11 protein-coding genes are annotated in these 16424 nt (G+C 62.5%); 4 read left to right on the top strand and 7 right to left on the bottom strand.

Features of this window, described 5'->3' with window-relative positions:
- Positions 1-87 precede the first annotated feature (87 nt).
- Positions 88-1758: a methyl-accepting chemotaxis protein gene (locus tag BUS06_RS08900; protein ID WP_074263938.1), complete on the bottom strand. Its 1671-nt coding sequence runs from the start codon at positions 1756-1758 to the stop codon at positions 88-90.
- 433 nt (positions 1759-2191) lie between these two features.
- On the opposite strand from BUS06_RS08900, the gene BUS06_RS08895 reads away from it, so the two are divergent.
- Both BUS06_RS08895 and BUS06_RS08890 read left to right on the top strand, forming a co-directional pair.
- Positions 2192-3442: an MFS transporter gene (locus BUS06_RS08895; protein WP_074263937.1), complete on the top strand. Its 1251-nt coding sequence runs from the start codon at positions 2192-2194 to the stop codon at positions 3440-3442.
- 162 nt (positions 3443-3604) lie between these two features.
- A complete protein-coding gene (locus BUS06_RS08890; RefSeq protein ID WP_074265983.1) occupies positions 3605-5572 on the top strand; it encodes a propionate--CoA ligase in 1968 nt (655 codons plus the stop codon).
- Here BUS06_RS08890 and BUS06_RS08885 read toward each other — a convergent pair.
- The gene (locus tag BUS06_RS08885) at positions 5569-6354 is read right to left on the bottom strand and encodes a 5'-methylthioadenosine/adenosylhomocysteine nucleosidase (protein WP_074263936.1); all 786 of its coding nucleotides are present in this window, start codon (positions 6352-6354) and stop codon (positions 5569-5571) included. The two genes, BUS06_RS08890 and BUS06_RS08885, sit on opposite strands and share 4 nt — an antisense overlap.
- Positions 6351-8702, bottom strand: a complete 2352-nt coding sequence (locus tag BUS06_RS08880) for a UvrD-helicase domain-containing protein (protein ID WP_074263935.1) — start codon at positions 8700-8702, stop codon at positions 6351-6353. The genes BUS06_RS08885 and BUS06_RS08880 overlap by 4 nt, the downstream gene beginning before the upstream one ends.
- A gap of 196 nt (positions 8703-8898) precedes the next feature.
- Between BUS06_RS08880 and BUS06_RS08875 the strand changes: the two genes are divergently transcribed.
- Together BUS06_RS08875 and galU are read left to right on the top strand one after the other, a co-directional pair.
- Complete coding sequence (locus tag BUS06_RS08875) at positions 8899-11778, top strand: valine--tRNA ligase (protein ID WP_074263934.1); 2880 nt, start codon at positions 8899-8901, stop codon at positions 11776-11778.
- Positions 11779-11840: 62 nt separating this feature from the next.
- Entirely contained in the window at positions 11841-12722 is an 882-nt protein-coding gene (gene galU, locus BUS06_RS08870; protein ID WP_074263933.1) for a UTP--glucose-1-phosphate uridylyltransferase GalU, read from the top strand.
- Positions 12723-12873: 151 nt separating this feature from the next.
- Here the strand turns inward: galU and BUS06_RS08865 are convergent, their stop codons facing one another.
- The 4 genes from BUS06_RS08865 to BUS06_RS08850 all read right to left on the bottom strand — a co-directional run bounded on the left by BUS06_RS08865 (position 12874) and on the right by BUS06_RS08850 (position 16212).
- Entirely contained in the window at positions 12874-13101 is a 228-nt protein-coding gene (locus BUS06_RS08865) for a sulfurtransferase TusA family protein (protein ID WP_074265982.1), read from the bottom strand.
- A gap of 180 nt (positions 13102-13281) precedes the next feature.
- Positions 13282-14316 (bottom strand): Gfo/Idh/MocA family oxidoreductase, encoded by a 1035-nt coding sequence (locus BUS06_RS08860; RefSeq protein ID WP_429288323.1) that lies wholly within the window; start codon positions 14314-14316, stop codon positions 13282-13284.
- Positions 14316-15338 (bottom strand): inositol 2-dehydrogenase, encoded by a 1023-nt coding sequence (gene iolG / locus BUS06_RS08855; RefSeq protein WP_074263931.1) that lies wholly within the window; start codon positions 15336-15338, stop codon positions 14316-14318. Before iolG ends, BUS06_RS08860 begins: the two co-directional genes overlap by 1 nt.
- Positions 15331-16212: a MurR/RpiR family transcriptional regulator gene (locus BUS06_RS08850; protein ID WP_074263930.1), complete on the bottom strand. Its 882-nt coding sequence runs from the start codon at positions 16210-16212 to the stop codon at positions 15331-15333. Before BUS06_RS08850 ends, iolG begins: the two co-directional genes overlap by 8 nt.
- Between the last annotated feature and the right edge of the window lie 212 nt (positions 16213-16424).

Below are 16424 nucleotides of genomic sequence, written 5' to 3'. Positions count from 1 at the left end.
TTTCAGGCCGACGTTGCCTTTACGGCGGTGGCAAGGAAAGGCAAACGCCGCCAGAAAAACAACCAAGGCGCCGCAGGCACCCCAACCTCACCCATTCAACCTAAACCTCCCCACCATCCCCTTCAAAGCCTTAGCCTGATCATCCAGAGCCCGAGCAGCAGCAGTAGCCTGCTCAACCAGAGCGGCATTCTGCTGGGTCCCGGCATCCATCTGCGTAACCGCGAGATTAATCTCCTCGATACCAGAACTCTGCTCGGCAGAAGCAGCCGAGATCTCCCCCATGATATCGGTCACCCGCTTGACCGCCTTCACCACCTCATCCATCGTATTCCCAGCATCCTGCGCGAGCGCCGACCCATTCCCCACCCGCTCCACCGACGTGCTGATCAACCCCTTGATCTCTTTGGCCGCGCCAGCACTGCGCTGCGCCAGATTCCGCACCTCAGCCGCCACCACCGAAAATCCGCGCCCCTCTTCCCCCGCGCGCGCGGCCTCGACAGCCGCGTTCAAAGCGAGAATGTTCGTCTGGAATGCGATGCCCTCAATCACCCCAATGATGTCGCCAATGCTCTTCGCGCTGTCGTTGATCTCGATCATCGTCGACACCACGCGGCTCACTACCTCGCCGCCCTTCTCCGCAATCTCCGAAGCATTATTCGCCAGCGTGCTCGCCTGCCTGGCGTTGTCGGCGTTCTGCCGTACCGTCGAGGTCAACTGCTCCATGCTGCTCGCCGTGCGCTCCAGCGCCATCGCCTGCTGCTCGGTGCGCTGCGACAGGTCCAGATTACCCATCGAAATCTCGCCCGATGCCGTCGCAATCGCGTCAGCACTCGCCGCGATATCCGACACCGTCGTCGAGAGCCCGCTCTGCATGTCATGCAGCGCCGATAGCATGCTCGAATGATCGTTGCGTGCCAGCGCAATCTGGTTCGACAGATCCCCCGCCGCAATCCGGCTCGCAATCTCCTTCGCGTACACCGGCTCGCCACCCAGTTGACGCGCCAGCCGTCGCACCACCCATTCGCTGATCACAAACGCCAGCACGATCAGGCCGATTGTCATCGCCGCCATCGTCACGTACGACGAGTGGTAGATGAACGCCGAGGCGTCGATGGTCGCCTTCGCGGCCACGCCGCGCTGCTCGACCAGCGCGTCCACCATCTTCTCGAGCTTTTCGGTCTCCACCAGCAAGGACACATCCTGCATGCCCACCTGCCAGTTCATCTGCGACAGATCGAGCGGCTGTGCCTTCACCAGCTTCACGAAATCGCGCAGGTGGCCGCTCCACGTCCCGACCGCCGCGGCGAATTTCTTCTGCTGCGACACCTGATCCGCATCGGCGGGATCGACATACTGCTGCAGCGTGTTGATCTGCGTCGACAGGCCGGCGAGACCCTTGTCGATGTCCGAGCCGAGTTCGTCGCGCTCCTTGGCCGTCGTCGCGGTCAGCAGCATCTTCTGCGCACGGCTCGCGCGCAGCACATAACCTCGCGCTTCTTCGGCCGCGCGGCTCGCTACGTGGCCCTGGTCGTAGATCGATTGCGCCGATCCGTTGAGCCGGCTGATCTGCGCCAGCGAAAACACCCCGATCACCAGCGTACCGATCAGCACCGCGGCGAAAGCCAGTCGGAGCGTCGCCTTCACGGACAAACCCTTGAGCCGCCCAACCGGCGCGCGCGAGCCGGACGGACCGCCCGCCGGTTCATCACTCGCCACGAAACCGACACCCGGCTGGCTGCCCAGCGAAACTGCTTTCATATTTGGTCCTCACGTATGACCAGCCGGAAAGGTCGGTTCCGGCATTCCTTGTTATCTCTTCGGGTCTACGGCACCAGCGGCAGCAATCTTTAGAGCCGCCGTCGTGCGGTGTTCCGTCCCCACTGCGCGTCCACTATATGAACAGCGCGCCAGCGACGGCTTTATACACAGCCAAAATTCCCCCTGACAGAACGCACCGAAACATTGCAAATGATCGGTCTTTGTGACCGACGCACGGCAGATCGCCCCACCGTGGTGCCAGCATTACGTCGTTTGATGTCTGATTCGCGACAAAACTTGTCCGAACATTTCATGCAAGCCACATTACACTTCATGAAACGTCAGATAGTTCCCCGTAGTGTGACGATATGGCGCAGACGGTATCGTCACCCAGCGGATCCGGCCCGCTCACTTTCTCCCCTCTCTCACGCGCATGGAAACGAGCCTCGATAAAAACGCCCTCGCCGGCGGTTCAAGCATCCCCACCGCTGCCCCTCTGGCCGTCAAGGCCCAACGCACCGTGTACTCGGTGCTCGGCGCAATCAGCTTCTCGCATCTGATCAACGACATGATCCAGTCGCTGATCCTCGCGATCTATCCGATGCTGAAGGACAACTTTTCGCTGTCGTTTGGGCAGATCGGCCTGATCACGCTGACCTACCAGATCACGGCGTCGCTGCTGCAGCCGCTGATCGGCATCTACACCGACAAACATCCGAAGCCGTATTCCCTGCCTGTCGGCATGGGCTTTACGCTGGCCGGCCTGCTGCTGATGTCGGTAGCGCCGAATTTCGGCATTCTGCTGGTGGCCGCGGCACTCGTCGGCTGCGGTTCGTCGGTGTTCCATCCGGAGTCGTCGCGAGTCGCGCGGATGGCCTCGGGCGGCCAGCACGGTCTCGCGCAGTCGCTGTTCCAGGTGGGCGGCAACGCCGGCTCGTCGCTCGGCCCGCTGCTCGCCGCGCTGATCATCATTCCGCACGGCCAGCGCAGCATCGCGTGGGTCTCGGTGGCGGCACTGGTTGCGATCGTCGTGCTTACGCAGATCGGCCGCTGGTACAAGCGTCATCCGGCCACCAAAAAGGCCAAGGGCGCGCAGGCCGGCCATGCGACGCTGTCGCGCAACAAGGTTCTGTTCGCAATGAGCGTGCTGATGCTGCTGGTGTTCTCGAAGTACTTCTATCTCGCCAGCATCAACAGCTACTTCACGTTCTATCTGATCGACAAGTTCCATCTGCCGGTCCAGGCCGCGCAGATCCACCTGTTTGTGTTCCTCGCGGCGGTCGCGGCGGGCACGATCATCGGCGGTCCGGTGGGTGACCGGATTGGCCGCAAGTACGTGATCTGGGTGTCGATCCTCGGCGTCGCGCCGTTCACGCTGCTGATGCCGTATGCCAACCTGTTCTGGACCGGCGTCCTCACGGTCGTGATCGGCGTGGTGCTGGCGTCGGCGTTCTCGGCGATCCTCGTCTACGCGCAGGAACTGATTCCAGGCAAGGTCGGGATGGTCGCGGGGCTGTTCTTCGGCTTTGCGTTCGGCATGGGCGGGATCGGTGCGGCAGTGCTCGGCCAACTGGCCGACGCGACCAGCATCGCTTATGTGTACAAGGTCTGCTCGTTCCTGCCGCTGATCGGCGTGCTGACGGTGTTCCTGCCCGATGTCGAGGGAAAACGCGCGAAGGCGTGAGTTTCGTGCGACGTGAGGATGGACGGAGAAAGGCGCTGCGGCGCCTTTTTTCGTTTTGCGGGCCGAGCCGGCAAAACACCATTGCGATCGAGGCACCGGGTTTGCTAACACCCTGCCTATGGTGAACCCGCGTTGTCCGCGCCTGCACGCCTGCTCTATGCTGTGCGGACACGCACCGTCACGCTCGCTCACAACATATCGCAGGAAGGATCGCCGCCGATGACCCGTTACCGCGAGTTCCACCGCCGTTCCATCGAAGCCCCTGAAGACTTCTGGCGCAACGAAGCGCGGCGCATCCATTGGGAAACGCCGTTCGAGATGGTGCTCGACCGCTCGAATCCGCCGTTTGCGCGCTGGTTCGTCGGCGGCCGGACCAATCTGTGCCATAACGCGGTCGACCGCCATCTCGCCGAACGCGCCCAGCAAAATGCGCTCGTCTATGTCTCGACGGAAACCGGCATCGAGCGACGCTACACGTACGCGGAGCTATACGCCGAAATCAACCGCATGGCCGCGGTGATGCGCTCGCTGGGCGTCAAGCGTGGCGACCGCGTGCTGATCTATCTGCCGATGATCCCCGAAGCGGTGTTCGCGATGCTCGCCTGTGCCCGGCTCGGCGCGATTCACTCTGTCGTGTTCGGCGGTTTTGCGGCGCCGAGTCTCGCAGCGCGCATCGACGATGCAACCCCGGCGCTGATCGTGACCGCCGACGCCGGCGCGCGCGGCGGCAAGGTGATCGACTACACGCCGCTCGTCGACGAAGCGCTCGCCCGCGCGCAGCACAAGCCGCCGCATGTGCTGCGGATCGACCGGCAGCTTGCACCGGAGCGTCTGAACGCCAGCTACCTCGTCGACTACGAGCCGCTGCGCGAGCAGTTTTTCGACGCGCATGTGCCATGCGAATGGCTGGAGTCGAACGAGCCCTCGTACGTGCTGTACACGTCGGGCACCACCGGCCGTCCGAAAGGCGTCGTGCGTGACGTGGGCGGGTATGCGGTGGCGCTGGCGGCATCCATGGAATACATCTACGAGGGGCGCGCGGGCGACACGATGTTCACCGCTTCGGACATTGGCTGGGTGGTCGGTCACAGCTACATCATTTATGCACCGTTGATCGCGGGCCTGACTACGGTCATGTACGAAGGCACGCCGATCCGCCCGGACGGTGGCATCTGGTGGCGGCTTGTCGAACAGCATCGGATCAACCTGATGTTCACCGCGCCGACCGGCTTGCGCGTGCTCAAGAAGCAGGACCCGGCACTGCTGAAGAAGTACGACCTGTCGAGCCTGCGCACGCTGTTTCTGGCCGGCGAGCCGCTCGACGAACCCACGGCCTCGTGGATCTCCGACGCGCTCGGCAAACCAGTGGTCGACAACTATTGGCAAACCGAGACCGGCTGGCCGATGCTCGCCATCCAGCGCGGCGTCGAGGCGTTACCGCCGAAGCTCGGCTCGCCGGGCGTGCCGGTGTACGGCTACAACCTGACGCTGCGCAACGAGCAGACCGGCGACGTCTGCGCAACAGGCGAGAAAGGCGTCATCACGCTCGGCTATCCGCTGCCACCAGGTTGCATGTCGACGGTGTGGGGAGACGACCGGCGTTTCGTCAGTACGTACTGGTCGAGCGTGCCGGACCAGCAGATCTATTCGACCTTCGACTGGGGCATCCAGGATGACGACGGCTACGTGACGATCCTCGGGCGCACCGACGACGTGATCAACGTCGCGGGTCACCGGCTCGGCACGCGGGAGATCGAGGAAGCGATCTCGAGCCATAAGGCCGTGGCTGAGGTTGCGGTGGTGGGTGTCGCGGATCCGCTGAAGGGCCAGGTGGCGCTGGCGTTCGTCGTGTTGCGCGATGCGGACCGTTATGCGGCGGACAAGGCGCGCCTGAAACTCGAGGCCGAGCTGGTTTCGACGGTCGACCGTCAACTCGGCGCCATTGCGCGGCCGGCGCGGGTGCATTTCGTAGCGATGCTGCCGAAGACGCGTTCAGGCAAGCTGCTGCGCCGCGCGATCTCGGCGCTGGCGGAAGGCCGCGATCCGGGCGACCTGCCGACTATCGAGGATGCGAGCGCATTGCAGCAGGTGCGCGACGCGCTGGCGGCGGGCGCGGGTGGGAAGGCCTAAACGCGCGCCTGCAAGAACCGCTTGAGAATACCGTTCGAGTAGGTCCCGGCGATCTCGGTCAAAAACGAAGCAAACGACGCGGGTGCATGGGCGTCCGCCGTATCGGACACCGTGCGCACGATCGCACACGGCACGCCGTACTCGTGACAGACCTGCGCGATCGCTGCGCCTTCCATCTCGACCGCGAGCGCATCCGGCAATGCCTCGCGCAGCGCCTCGACAGCCGCCGCGCTGGCAACGAACTGATCGCCGCTGATGATGAGGCCCCGGTGCACCTGAGGCAGTTGCGTGCCAAAGCGTGCCGCGACCGCCTCGCCCTCTTCCGCGACAAAACGTTCCGTCGCCGCCGCGAGTTGATCCGCCAGCACCTGATCCGCAGCGAACCGCGCGATGCCGAGCAACGGCACCTCGAAACGCGGAAACAACGGTGACGCATCCAGATCGTGTTGCACCAGAGTATCGGCGACAACTACATCGCCAATCCGCACTTCACGCCCCACGCCGCCAGCGACACCGGTAAACACCACTGCGTCGACATCGAACGCATGAATCAGCGCGCTGACCGTTGCCGCGGCGGCCACCTTGCCGATCCGCGCCAGTGTCACGACACAGGGCGCGCCATGCACAGTGCCGAGGTGATAGTCACGGCGCCCATGCGTGACCGTACGGACACCAGACTCCGCCCGCATCGCCTCGACCAGATCACCGAGTTCCTGCGGCAACGCCGCCATCACCCCGAGCGGACGACGACCGCCCGCCGCTCCGGTTTGCGCCGCGCTCATTCGACCGCCTGCAGTTTGGCGACGGCGAGCGCCAGCCACTTTTCGCCGTGCCGCTTGAACTTGACCTGCGCTTTCGCATCGGCGCCACCGCCTTCGAGCGCGATGATCGTGCCTTCGCCAAACTTGGTGTGAAACACCTGCTGGCCGACCCGGAAACCGCTTTCGGCCGCGCGCGTTTCATTGGCGAAAGCCGGCAGCGGCGCCGAGGTCGAAGACGACGGGCCCGTGTAACCCGGCCGCGCAAACCAGTCGCGGCCATAGCCGGCGTTATCGGAGCGGCCACCCCAGCGCGAACCCGCCTCGACCTTGGGCGTGAGCCACTTGAGCGTTTCCTGCGGCAACTCGTCGAAGAAACGCGAGCGGATGTTGTAGCGCGTCTGGCCATGCAGCATCCGGCTCTGCGCGAACGACAGGTACAACCGCTCCTTCGCACGCGTAATCGCAACGTACATCAGACGACGCTCTTCTTCAAGGCCATCGGTTTCCATCGCGCTGTTCTCGTGCGGAAACAGGCCTTCTTCAAGGCCCGTGATGAACACCGCGGTAAACTCGAGGCCCTTGGCCGCGTGGACCGTCATCAACTGCACGGCTTCCTGGCCCGCCTGCGCCTGGTTGTCGCCCGCCTCCAGCGACGCGTGCGACAGGAAGCCGGCGAGCGGCGTCATCGTGTCGGGGTTTTGCGCGGGGTCGGTGACGTCCGGCGCATCGAGGACGACGATGTTGGGGTCGTCCGTTTCCGCCACGAGCTCCGGCGCGGACGTCGCACCCGGACGCAACGGAATGGAGCGCGCCGGCGTATCGAGACCGTAGCCTTCTTCACTGACGAACGCTGCGGCCGCGTTGACCAGTTCCTGCAAGTTTTCGAGGCGGTCCTGACCTTCGCGCTCGGTCTGATAGAACTCCGACAGACCGCTCGCGCGCACGACATATTCGACCGTTTCCGGCAGGCTCATCTGCTGCGTTTCCGCGCGCATCTTGCCGACCAGATTGGCGAAGCTGGCCAGACTCGACCCTGCCTTGCCGGCGACGTACGGAACCGCCGCGGCCATCGAGCAGTTGTAGAGACGCGCGGCGTCCGCGAGCTGCTCGATCGAGCGCGCCCCGATGCCACGAGTCGGAAAGTTGACGACGCGGGAGAACGCGGTGTCGTCGTTGGGGTTGTCGATCAGACGCAGATAGGCGAGCGCATGCTTGATTTCCTGACGTTCGAAGAAGCGCAGGCCGCCATACACGCGGTAAGCGATACCCGCGTTCACCAATGTATGTTCGATGGTGCGCGACTGCGCATTGCTCCGGTACAGCACGGCGACTTCGCTGCGCGAGGTGCCGGTGCTGATAAGCGCCTTGATTTCCTCGACGATCCAGCCGGCTTCCTGGGTATCCGTGGCGGCCTCATAGACACGCACCGGTTCGCCGTGGCCCGCATCGGTACGCAGATTCTTGCCCAGACGCCGCGAGTTATTGGCGATCAACTGATTGGCCGCATCGAGGATGTGGCCGTGCGAGCGATAGTTCTGCTCGAGCTTGATCAGATGACGGACATTGAACTCCTGTTCGAAGTCGCGCATGTTGCCGACATTTGCACCGCGAAACGCGTAGATAGACTGATCGTCGTCACCGACGGCGAAGATCGAATTGGTCTGCCCGGCGAGCAGCTTGAGCCACGCATACTGCAGCTTGTTGGTGTCCTGAAACTCGTCGACGAGGATGTGCCGGAAGCGCGCCTGGTAGTGGGCGCGCAGCGGCGGATTGTGCGCGAGCAGTTCGAAGCAGCGCAGCAGCAGTTCGGGGAAATCGACGACACCTTCGCGCTGGCACTGCTGGTCGTAGGCCTCGTAGAGCTCGACGAATTTGCGGTTGAAGTTATCGGTAGCGTCGACGTCTTTGGGGCGCAGGCCCTGCTCTTTGGCGTTGTTGATGAAGTACTGGAGATTCTTCGCCGGGTACTTTTCATCGTCGATGTTCAGGCCCTTCATCAGACGCTTGATCGCGGAGAGCTGGTCGGCGGTGTCGAGAATCTGGAAGGTAGCGGGCAACGCGGCATCGCGATGGTGAGCGCGCAGCATGCGGTTGCAGAGGCCGTGGAAGGTACCGATCCACATGCCTCTGGTGTCGATGGGCAGGAGCGCTTGCAGGCGCGCCATCATTTCGCGGGCGGCCTTGTTGGTGAACGTCACCGCGAGGATGGTTGCGGGCGACGCCAGGCCTTGCTGGATGAGCCACGCGATGCGCGTGATGAGGACGCGGGTTTTGCCGCTGCCCGCGCCGGCCAGAATCAGTGCCGGTTCGTTTGGCAGCGTTACCGCTGCGTGTTGTTCGGGGTTCAGGTTACTGAGGAGTTCGGGCATTTTCCAGGGGTCGGCGGCGGTTTGTCCGTCATTATAAGGTTCGGGGGTAGGTTTGGTTTTTGCCTTCGGCTGGTTGTTGTGCCTGCGGCGCCCTGGTTTGGGTGAACCGCCAAACCGGGGCGCCGCAGGCAACCCTCCCCGGCATCCTCACCCCTTATAATCAAAGATTCCACAGCATCCCAGCAGACCACGAACAATGAGCGACAACACGCTTGCCAAGAGTTTCGAACCCCACAACATCGAAGCCCAATGGGGCCCGGAGTGGGAAAAACGCGCCTACGCCGCGCCAGCGTTCGCGGAAAACACGAAAAACTTCTCGATCCAGCTGCCGCCGCCTAACGTCACAGGCACCCTGCACATGGGCCACGCCTTCAACCAGACGATCATGGACGGCCTCACCCGCTACCATCGCATGCTCGGCGAAAACACCCTCTGGGTCCCCGGCACCGATCACGCCGGTATCGCCACCCAGATCGTCGTCGAACGCCAACTCGACGCCCAGAAGGTCTCGCGCCATGACCTCGGCCGCGAAAAGTTCGTCGAACGTGTCTGGGAATGGAAGCAGCAATCCGGTTCGACCATCACCAGCCAGGTCCGGCGCCTCGGCGCCTCCATCGACTGGTCGCGCGAATACTTCACCATGGACGACAAGATGTCCGCCGCCGTGCGCGACGTGTTTGTCCGTCTATATGAACAGGGCCTGATCTATCGCGGCAAGCGCCTCGTCAACTGGGATCCGGTCCTCATGACCGCCGTCTCCGACCTCGAAGTCGCCAGCGAAGAAGAAAATGGCCACCTCTGGCACATCCAGTACCTGCTGACCGATGGTTCGGGTCATCTGACGGTTGCCACCACCCGCCCGGAAACCATGCTCGGCGACGTCGCCGTCATGGTCCATCCGGAAGACGAACGCTACGCCAGCCTGATCGGCAAGACCGTGATGCTGCCGCTCGCCGACCGCGAAATCCCCATCATCGCCGACGATTACGTCGACCGCGAATTCGGCACCGGTGTCGTCAAGGTCACCCCCGCACACGATTTCAACGACTATCAGGTCGGCCAGCGCCACAAGCTGCCGCAGATCGAAATCCTCACGCTCGAAGCAAAGATCAACGACAACGCGCCCGAGAAGTACCGCGGTCTCGATCGTTTCGAGGCGCGCAAGCAGGTGGTCGCGGATCTGGAAGCCATCGGTCTGCTCGAGTCCGTCAAGCCGCACAAGCTGATGGTGCCGCGTGGCGACCGTACCGGCGTCGTGCTCGAACCGATGCTCACGGACCAATGGTTCGTCGCCATGAGCAAACCGGCGCCGGAAGGGACCTACAATCCCGGCAAGTCGATCGCCGAAACTGCGCTCGACGTGGTCCGCAACGGCCAGATCAGGTTCGTGCCGGAAAACTGGACCACCACGTACTATCAATGGCTCGAAAACATCCAGGACTGGTGTATCTCGCGCCAACTCTGGTGGGGCCATCAGATTCCGGCCTGGTATGGCGAAAACGGCGAAATCTTCGTCGCCAAGACTGAAGAAGACGCCCGCGCGCAAGCGGTTGCCAAGGGCTATACCGGCGCCCTTAAACGCGACGAAGACGTGCTCGACACGTGGTTTTCGTCGGCACTGGTGCCGTTCTCGTCGCTCGGCTGGCCGAACGAGACGAAGGAACTGGCAGCGTTCCTGCCGTCGTCCGTGCTCGTCACCGGCTTCGACATCATCTTCTTCTGGGTCGCGCGGATGGTCATGATGACCACCCATTTCACCGGCAAGGTGCCCTTCGACACCGTTTATGTGCACGGCCTCGTGCGCGATGCCGAAGGCCAGAAGATGTCGAAGAGCAAAGGCAACACGCTCGATCCGATCGATATCGTCGACGGCATCGATCTCGATTCGCTGGTCGCCAAACGCACCACCGGCCTGATGAATCCGAAGCAGGCAGCGTCGATCGAGAAAAAGACCCGCAAGGAATTCCCCGAAGGCATCCCCGCGTTCGGCACCGACGCGCTGCGCTTTACGATGGCGTCGATGGCCACGCTCGGCCGCAACGTCAACTTCGACCTCGCGCGCTGCGAGGGCTATCGCAACTTCTGCAACAAGCTGTGGAACGCGACCCGCTTCGTGCTGATGAACTGCGAAGGCCACGACTGCGGCTTCGGCAAGCCCGCCGATGCGTGCGGTCCGAACGGCGAGGGCAACTGCGGCCCGGGCGCCTACCTCGACTTCTCGCAGGCAGACCGCTGGATCGTCTCGCACCTGCAGCGCGTCGAGGCTGAAGTGGCCAAGGGCTTTGCCGACTACCGCTTCGACAATGTGGCAAACGCCCTATACAAGTTTGTCTGGGACGAATACTGTGACTGGTATCTCGAGCTGGCCAAGGTGCAGATCCAGAACGGCGCGCCGGAGCAGCAGCGCGCCACTCGCCGCACCTTGTTGCGTGTGCTCGAGACGGTCCTGCGCCTCGCGCATCCGGTGATTCCGTTCATCACCGAGGCGCTGTGGCAGAAGGTGGCGCCCCTTGCCGACCGTTACCCGCAGGGTATGGCCGAGGGCGAAGCTTCTATCATGGTGCAGCGTTATCCGGTGGCGGAGCCCAGCAAGCTGGACGAAGCGGCCGAACAGTGGGTGGCTGATCTGAAGGCTGTAATCGACGCCTGCCGCAACCTGCGTGGCGAGATGAACCTGTCGCCGGCCGTCAAGGTGCCTCTGCTCGCAACCGGCAACGCGGAACGCCTGCGCACGTTCGCACCGTACGCCCAGGCGCTGGCCCGATTGTCGGATGTGCAGATCATCGCCGACGAGGCTACGCTCGACGCTCAGACACATGGCGCGCCAATTGCTATCGTAGGGAATGACAAGCTGGTGCTGAAGGTGGAAATCGATGTCGCAGCCGAACGCGAACGCTTGTCAAAAGAGATTGCGAGATTGGGCGCCGAAGTGTCGAAATGCAATGCAAAGCTGCAAAATGAGAGCTTTGTTGCGAAAGCCCCGCCCGCAGTCGTTGAGCAGGAGCAGAAAAGGCTGGCAGAATACGAAACGACCATCGGCAAGCTGAACGCGCAACTTGCGCGCCTGCCAGCCTGATTGACGCTCCACGTCTGCGCCTGCGCACAGACGTAGCCACCACAGGATTCAGGGGTAATTACATGCTAAAAGTTACAAAAGCGGTATTTCCGGTAGCAGGTCTTGGCACCCGGTTCCTCCCCGCCACCAAGGCGAGCCCGAAGGAAATGCTGCCCATCGTCGACAAGCCACTGATCCAGTACGCAGTCGAAGAAGCGATGGCCGCCGGTATCACCGAAATGATCTTCGTCACGGGCCGCAGCAAGCGCGCGATCGAGGATCACTTCGACAAGTCGTACGAAATCGAAGCGGAGCTCGAAGCACGCGGCAAGGACAAGCTGCTGGAACTCGTGCGCAGCATCAAGCCGAGCCACGTCGACTGCTTCTACGTACGCCAGCCCGAGGCGCTCGGCCTCGGCCACGCGGTGATGTGCGCGGAAAAGCTGGTGGGCGACAACCCGTTCGCCGTGATCCTCGCGGACGACTTGCTGTACGGCAAGCCGCCCGTGATGGCGCAGATGATCGAGGTGTTCGACCACTATCACAGCTCGGTGATCGGCGTCGAAGAAATCCCGCACTCGGAGACGAAGTCCTACGGGATCGTCGACGGCAAGGAGTGGGAAGATTCGATCATCAAGATGTCGGGCATCGTCGAAAAGCCGGCTCCGGAAGTGGCGCCGTCGAACCTCGGCGTGGTTGGCCGGTACGTGCTGAAGCCGCGGATTTTTGAGCATCTGCGCGCCTTGAAGCCGGGCGCGGGAGGCGAGTTGCAACTGACGGATGCGATCCAGTCGCTGCTCGCCGATGAGCAGGTGCTGGCGTACAAGTATCACGGCACGCGCTTCGATTGCGGCAGCAAGCTGGGTTATCTGAAGGCGACGGTGGAATTCGCGCTGCGTCACCCGGAAGTGGCTGCGGATTTCGAAGAATATTTGCGGACTCGCTCGCCGGTGCTGGAAGGGTAAGCTGGCGGACGGATAGAAGCGCGGAAAACCGCGCGGCAGATGTTAAAAAGGCGCTGTTGCTCCGCGGATCGCGGGCACGGCGCCTTTTATTTTGAGTGCTGCGGTTCTGACGTAGGTCGATCCTCGCGTGTCTGCTCCGATCCGCTGCGCCTTACCGCCGCCGCATCAAAAACACAAACACCTTGTCCTGCGTCGACACCTCGACGATTTCATTACCCGTCTGCTTGGCGAACGCGGCGAAATCGCGTTGCGAGCCGGGATCGGTGGCGAGCACCTTGAGGATCTGGCCGCTTTCCATATCGGCAAGCGCCTTTTTGGCGCGCAAAATGGGGAGCGGACAGTTGAGCCCGCGCGCATCGACTTCCTTGTGAACCTGAATTTGCATCGACGATGACCTTCGGGATAAGGCGCCGCGAACGACGCCGGACAGAGGGTCAAATTCTACAGCAGCCGTCATATCCACGCCGGAAGCGCCGATATGACGACCATCACAGGAACACGCTGGGGCGCCTTTTCGGGCATCGCGTCGTCAAAGCCAAACCCCGGGGCCTTATTAGCCTTACAACGTCACCGCCTGCCCCGTCTGCAAAGACTGCCGCAGCGCGCTGCCAATCCGCGTCGCCTCCAACGCATCAGCTAACGTCGCACCCGCCGACGCCCCACCCTGCACCGCCGCCACAAACGCCCGCGCTTCGTACAGGAACGCGTCTTCAAAACGGTCGAAGAAGGTCGGTGTGCATTCGTTGCGAATCCCGCTCGCGTCCGAAATCTCGACGCGATTCAAACGCGGATTGTGGCCAATCGTCATCGCGCCCGCCGTGCCGATCACTTCGCTGCTGGTATCGTTGCCGTGCGCCATGGTGCGCGACGCGTAGAACATCGCGAGGCTGCCGTCGTCGAATTCGCAGATCGCCACGCCGTTGTCGACATCGCCGAATTCGCGCAGCCCTTCGTGCAACGCGATCGTCCCGCTCGCAAACACGCGTTTGGCGCGCGGTTTGCCGAGCAGCCAACGAGCCACGTCGATGTCGTGCACCGTGCAGTCGAGAAAAATCCCGCCCGAGGTCGGCGCGAAGCGCACAAAGAAGCCGTCGGGGTCGTTCTTGTCGGTGTTCTGCGAGCGCACCATGAACGGCCGGCCAATCACGCCTGCTTCGATCTTCTCGAACGCGTCGCGATAGCTCGGATCGAAGCGGCGCATGAAACCGATGGTCGCCTGCAAATGCGGATGCTGTTCCGCTTCCGCCAGCACTCGCTCGCACTCCGCCAGATCCAGCGACAGCGGCTTCTCGCAGAACACATGTTTGCCGGCCCGCAACGCGTCGATAATCTGTTGCGCGTGCAACGACGACGGCGTGACGAGCCAGACGGCATCGACCTCAGGATCCTCGAGCAACGCGGCATAGTCTTTGTACAAACGCGGCGACGACAAAGCCTCAGCGGCCCACGCCAACTCTTCTTCTACTGGACTGCAAGCAGCGACGAGCACGGCCCCCGGCACGCGATAAGCGAGATTCTCCGCGTGACGCTTGCCGAGCCGTCCAAGCCCGACTACGCCAACACGAACGGGTTTGCGATTAGCAGTGGTCGCCATCATGCACTCTCCCCGAGACGCACCGGCCGGCCTTCACGCCACGAGCGCGTCGCTGCATCCGCGAGTTCAAGCGCCTTCAGGCCATCTGCGACAGTCGTGCGAACCGGTTTGCCCTGCGTGACCGCCTCGAAGAAGTGTGCAATTTCCGCCGCGTACGCCGCGCGGTAACGCTCAAGGAAAAACGCTTCGGGCACGTCACTCGAGACTTCCGTCTTCGAATAGGCAACCACCTCGGTAGGACGCACGTTGCCGGCCTGCAGCATGCCCTCGCTGCCAAGCACTTCGAAGCGTTGATCGTAGCCATACGCTGCACGCCGCGCCGTGTTGATCTGGCAGAGCCGCCCGCTCTTCGTGCGAATCGTCACGGCTGTCGAATCGATATCGCCCGCGTCGGCAATCGCCGGGTCGCTCAGGCAACTGCCCGTGGCGTGCAGCGTCTCAGCTTCATCGTCGAGAATCCAGCGGAAGATGTCGAAGTCGTGGATCAGCATGTCCTTGAAGATCCCACCCGAATGCTTGATGTAGTCAACCGGCGGTGCGCCCGGATCGCGGCTCGTGACAATCAGCATTTCCGGCGTGCCGATTTCACCAGCGTCGATGCGCGCCTTCAACGCGGCAAAGGTCGGATCGAAACGGCGCTGAAAGCCGATCATGCACACCACGCCCGCGCGTTCCACTGCCTGCGCGCAGGCACGCGCGCGTTCGAGCGTCAGATCCACGGGCTTTTCGCAGAAGATGTGCTTCTTCTGCGCGGCCGATTGCTGGATCAGGTCTGCATGCGTATCCGTGCTCGAACAGATCACCGTCGCACCGACCGACGCGTCGCCCATCGCGCCGTCTATGTCCGCGACCTGCGCGCCGTGCAAGGCAGCCAGCGCTGCCGCCGCATCCTTGTTCACGTCCACCACGTACTTGAGCCGCACGCCCGGTTGCCGCGCGAGATTGGCCGCATGAATCCGGCCAATGCGCCCTGCACCGAACACTGCTACGTCGATTGTCTTGCCGCCTGCTAGGTCAGTCATCGTATCCTCCAGTGTCTTTCGATTCTTCTACGTTCAATTCGAGCTTGTACGCGAGCGCGATGAACAGCGCCTGGCACAGGCAGATCGTGCTGGTGAGCGAGCGAAACGCGAACGCGCTCCCCTCCTTCACATAAAGTTGCGTGGTGGCGTAGCGCGCGAGCGGCGACAACTGGCTGTCGCTGATCACCAGCGTTTTTGCCTGGTGATGATGCGCCACCCTTAAGCAGTACTGTGTTTCCTTGCCGTACGGTGCGAAGCTGATCGCGATCACTACGTCGCCCTTCCTGACGCTGCGGATCTGCTCGCGATACATGCCGCCGAAACCGGACACCAGGTGCACGCGCTTCGGCGTGTGCTGCAGCGCGTAGACGATATAGCTCGCCACCGGAAACGAACGCCGCACACCCACCACGTAGATGTTGTCGGCCTGTTGCAGCATCTTCACTGCGGCGTCGAACTGCGCGTCGTCGAGGCCTGCTTCGAGCTCATCTAGACCGCCGCGGCACGCCGCAACGAATTCGCGCGCCACGGAACCGCCGGACAACGCACCCGGCTTCTCGTCGATCAGCTTGCGAATGCGCTGCTGATAACTCGGCGACGATGTGCCCTGCCCCGTATAAGCCTGGCGAAACACCGCCTGCAGATCGGAGAAGCCGGAGAAGCCGAAGCGCTGCGCAAACCGCACGACGGCGGATGGATGCACGCCGCAGCTCGCCGCGATGTCGCTGGTGCGATCCACCATCACGCTTGAGCGATGCTGCTCGATATACGTCGCGACGTTTTTCAACTGACGCGGCAACGAGTCGTAGTTTTCCGCGATGCGCTGCATCAAATCTTCGACGCTGGGCAATTCTTCTGTGCTCTCTTCCGCCATGGCTCTTCCTTTGATGCTTTATTGCGCTGCAAAACGGCCCCCATCAAGGCTCTGCGCACCACGCTAACGTTGCCGATTATAGGCAGGCGCATCGTCAAATGGAACATATTTTCCATTTTTCTTTGTCATGAAATTTTCATTGCAAGTGGGCAAAAGATGGCCTAATCTTGGTCCTGAGCGATGGTGTAGCGAGCATGCGTGCTCACGCGAAG

The organism is Paraburkholderia phenazinium, assembly GCF_900141745.1.
Classification (GTDB): Bacteria; Pseudomonadota; Gammaproteobacteria; order Burkholderiales; family Burkholderiaceae; genus Paraburkholderia; species Paraburkholderia phenazinium_B.
The sequence above is the reverse complement of the archived record's forward strand: the minus strand, read 5'-3'. Positions and strand labels throughout refer to the sequence as shown.

Bases quoted from the DNA above. Each gene is read 5' to 3' on its own strand.
- BUS06_RS08900 (WP_074263938.1), bottom strand. From the start codon at position 1,758: ATGAAAGCAGTTTCGCTGGGCAGCCAGCCGGGTGTCGGTTTCGTGGCG.
- BUS06_RS08895 (WP_074263937.1), top strand. From the start codon at position 2,192: ATGGAAACGAGCCTCGATAAAAACGCCCTCGCCGGCGGTTCAAGCATC.
- BUS06_RS08885 (WP_074263936.1), bottom strand. From the start codon at position 6,354: ATGAGCGCGGCGCAAACCGGAGCGGCGGGCGGTCGTCGTCCGCTCGGG.
- BUS06_RS08880 (WP_074263935.1), bottom strand. From the start codon at position 8,702: ATGCCCGAACTCCTCAGTAACCTGAACCCCGAACAACACGCAGCGGTA.
- BUS06_RS08875 (WP_074263934.1), top strand. From the start codon at position 8,899: ATGAGCGACAACACGCTTGCCAAGAGTTTCGAACCCCACAACATCGAA.
- galU (WP_074263933.1), top strand. From the start codon at position 11,841: ATGCTAAAAGTTACAAAAGCGGTATTTCCGGTAGCAGGTCTTGGCACC.
- BUS06_RS08860 (WP_429288323.1), bottom strand. From the start codon at position 14,316: ATGGCGACCACTGCTAATCGCAAACCCGTTCGTGTTGGCGTAGTCGGG.
- iolG (WP_074263931.1), bottom strand. From the start codon at position 15,338: ATGACTGACCTAGCAGGCGGCAAGACAATCGACGTAGCAGTGTTCGGT.
- BUS06_RS08850 (WP_074263930.1), bottom strand. From the start codon at position 16,212: ATGGCGGAAGAGAGCACAGAAGAATTGCCCAGCGTCGAAGATTTGATG.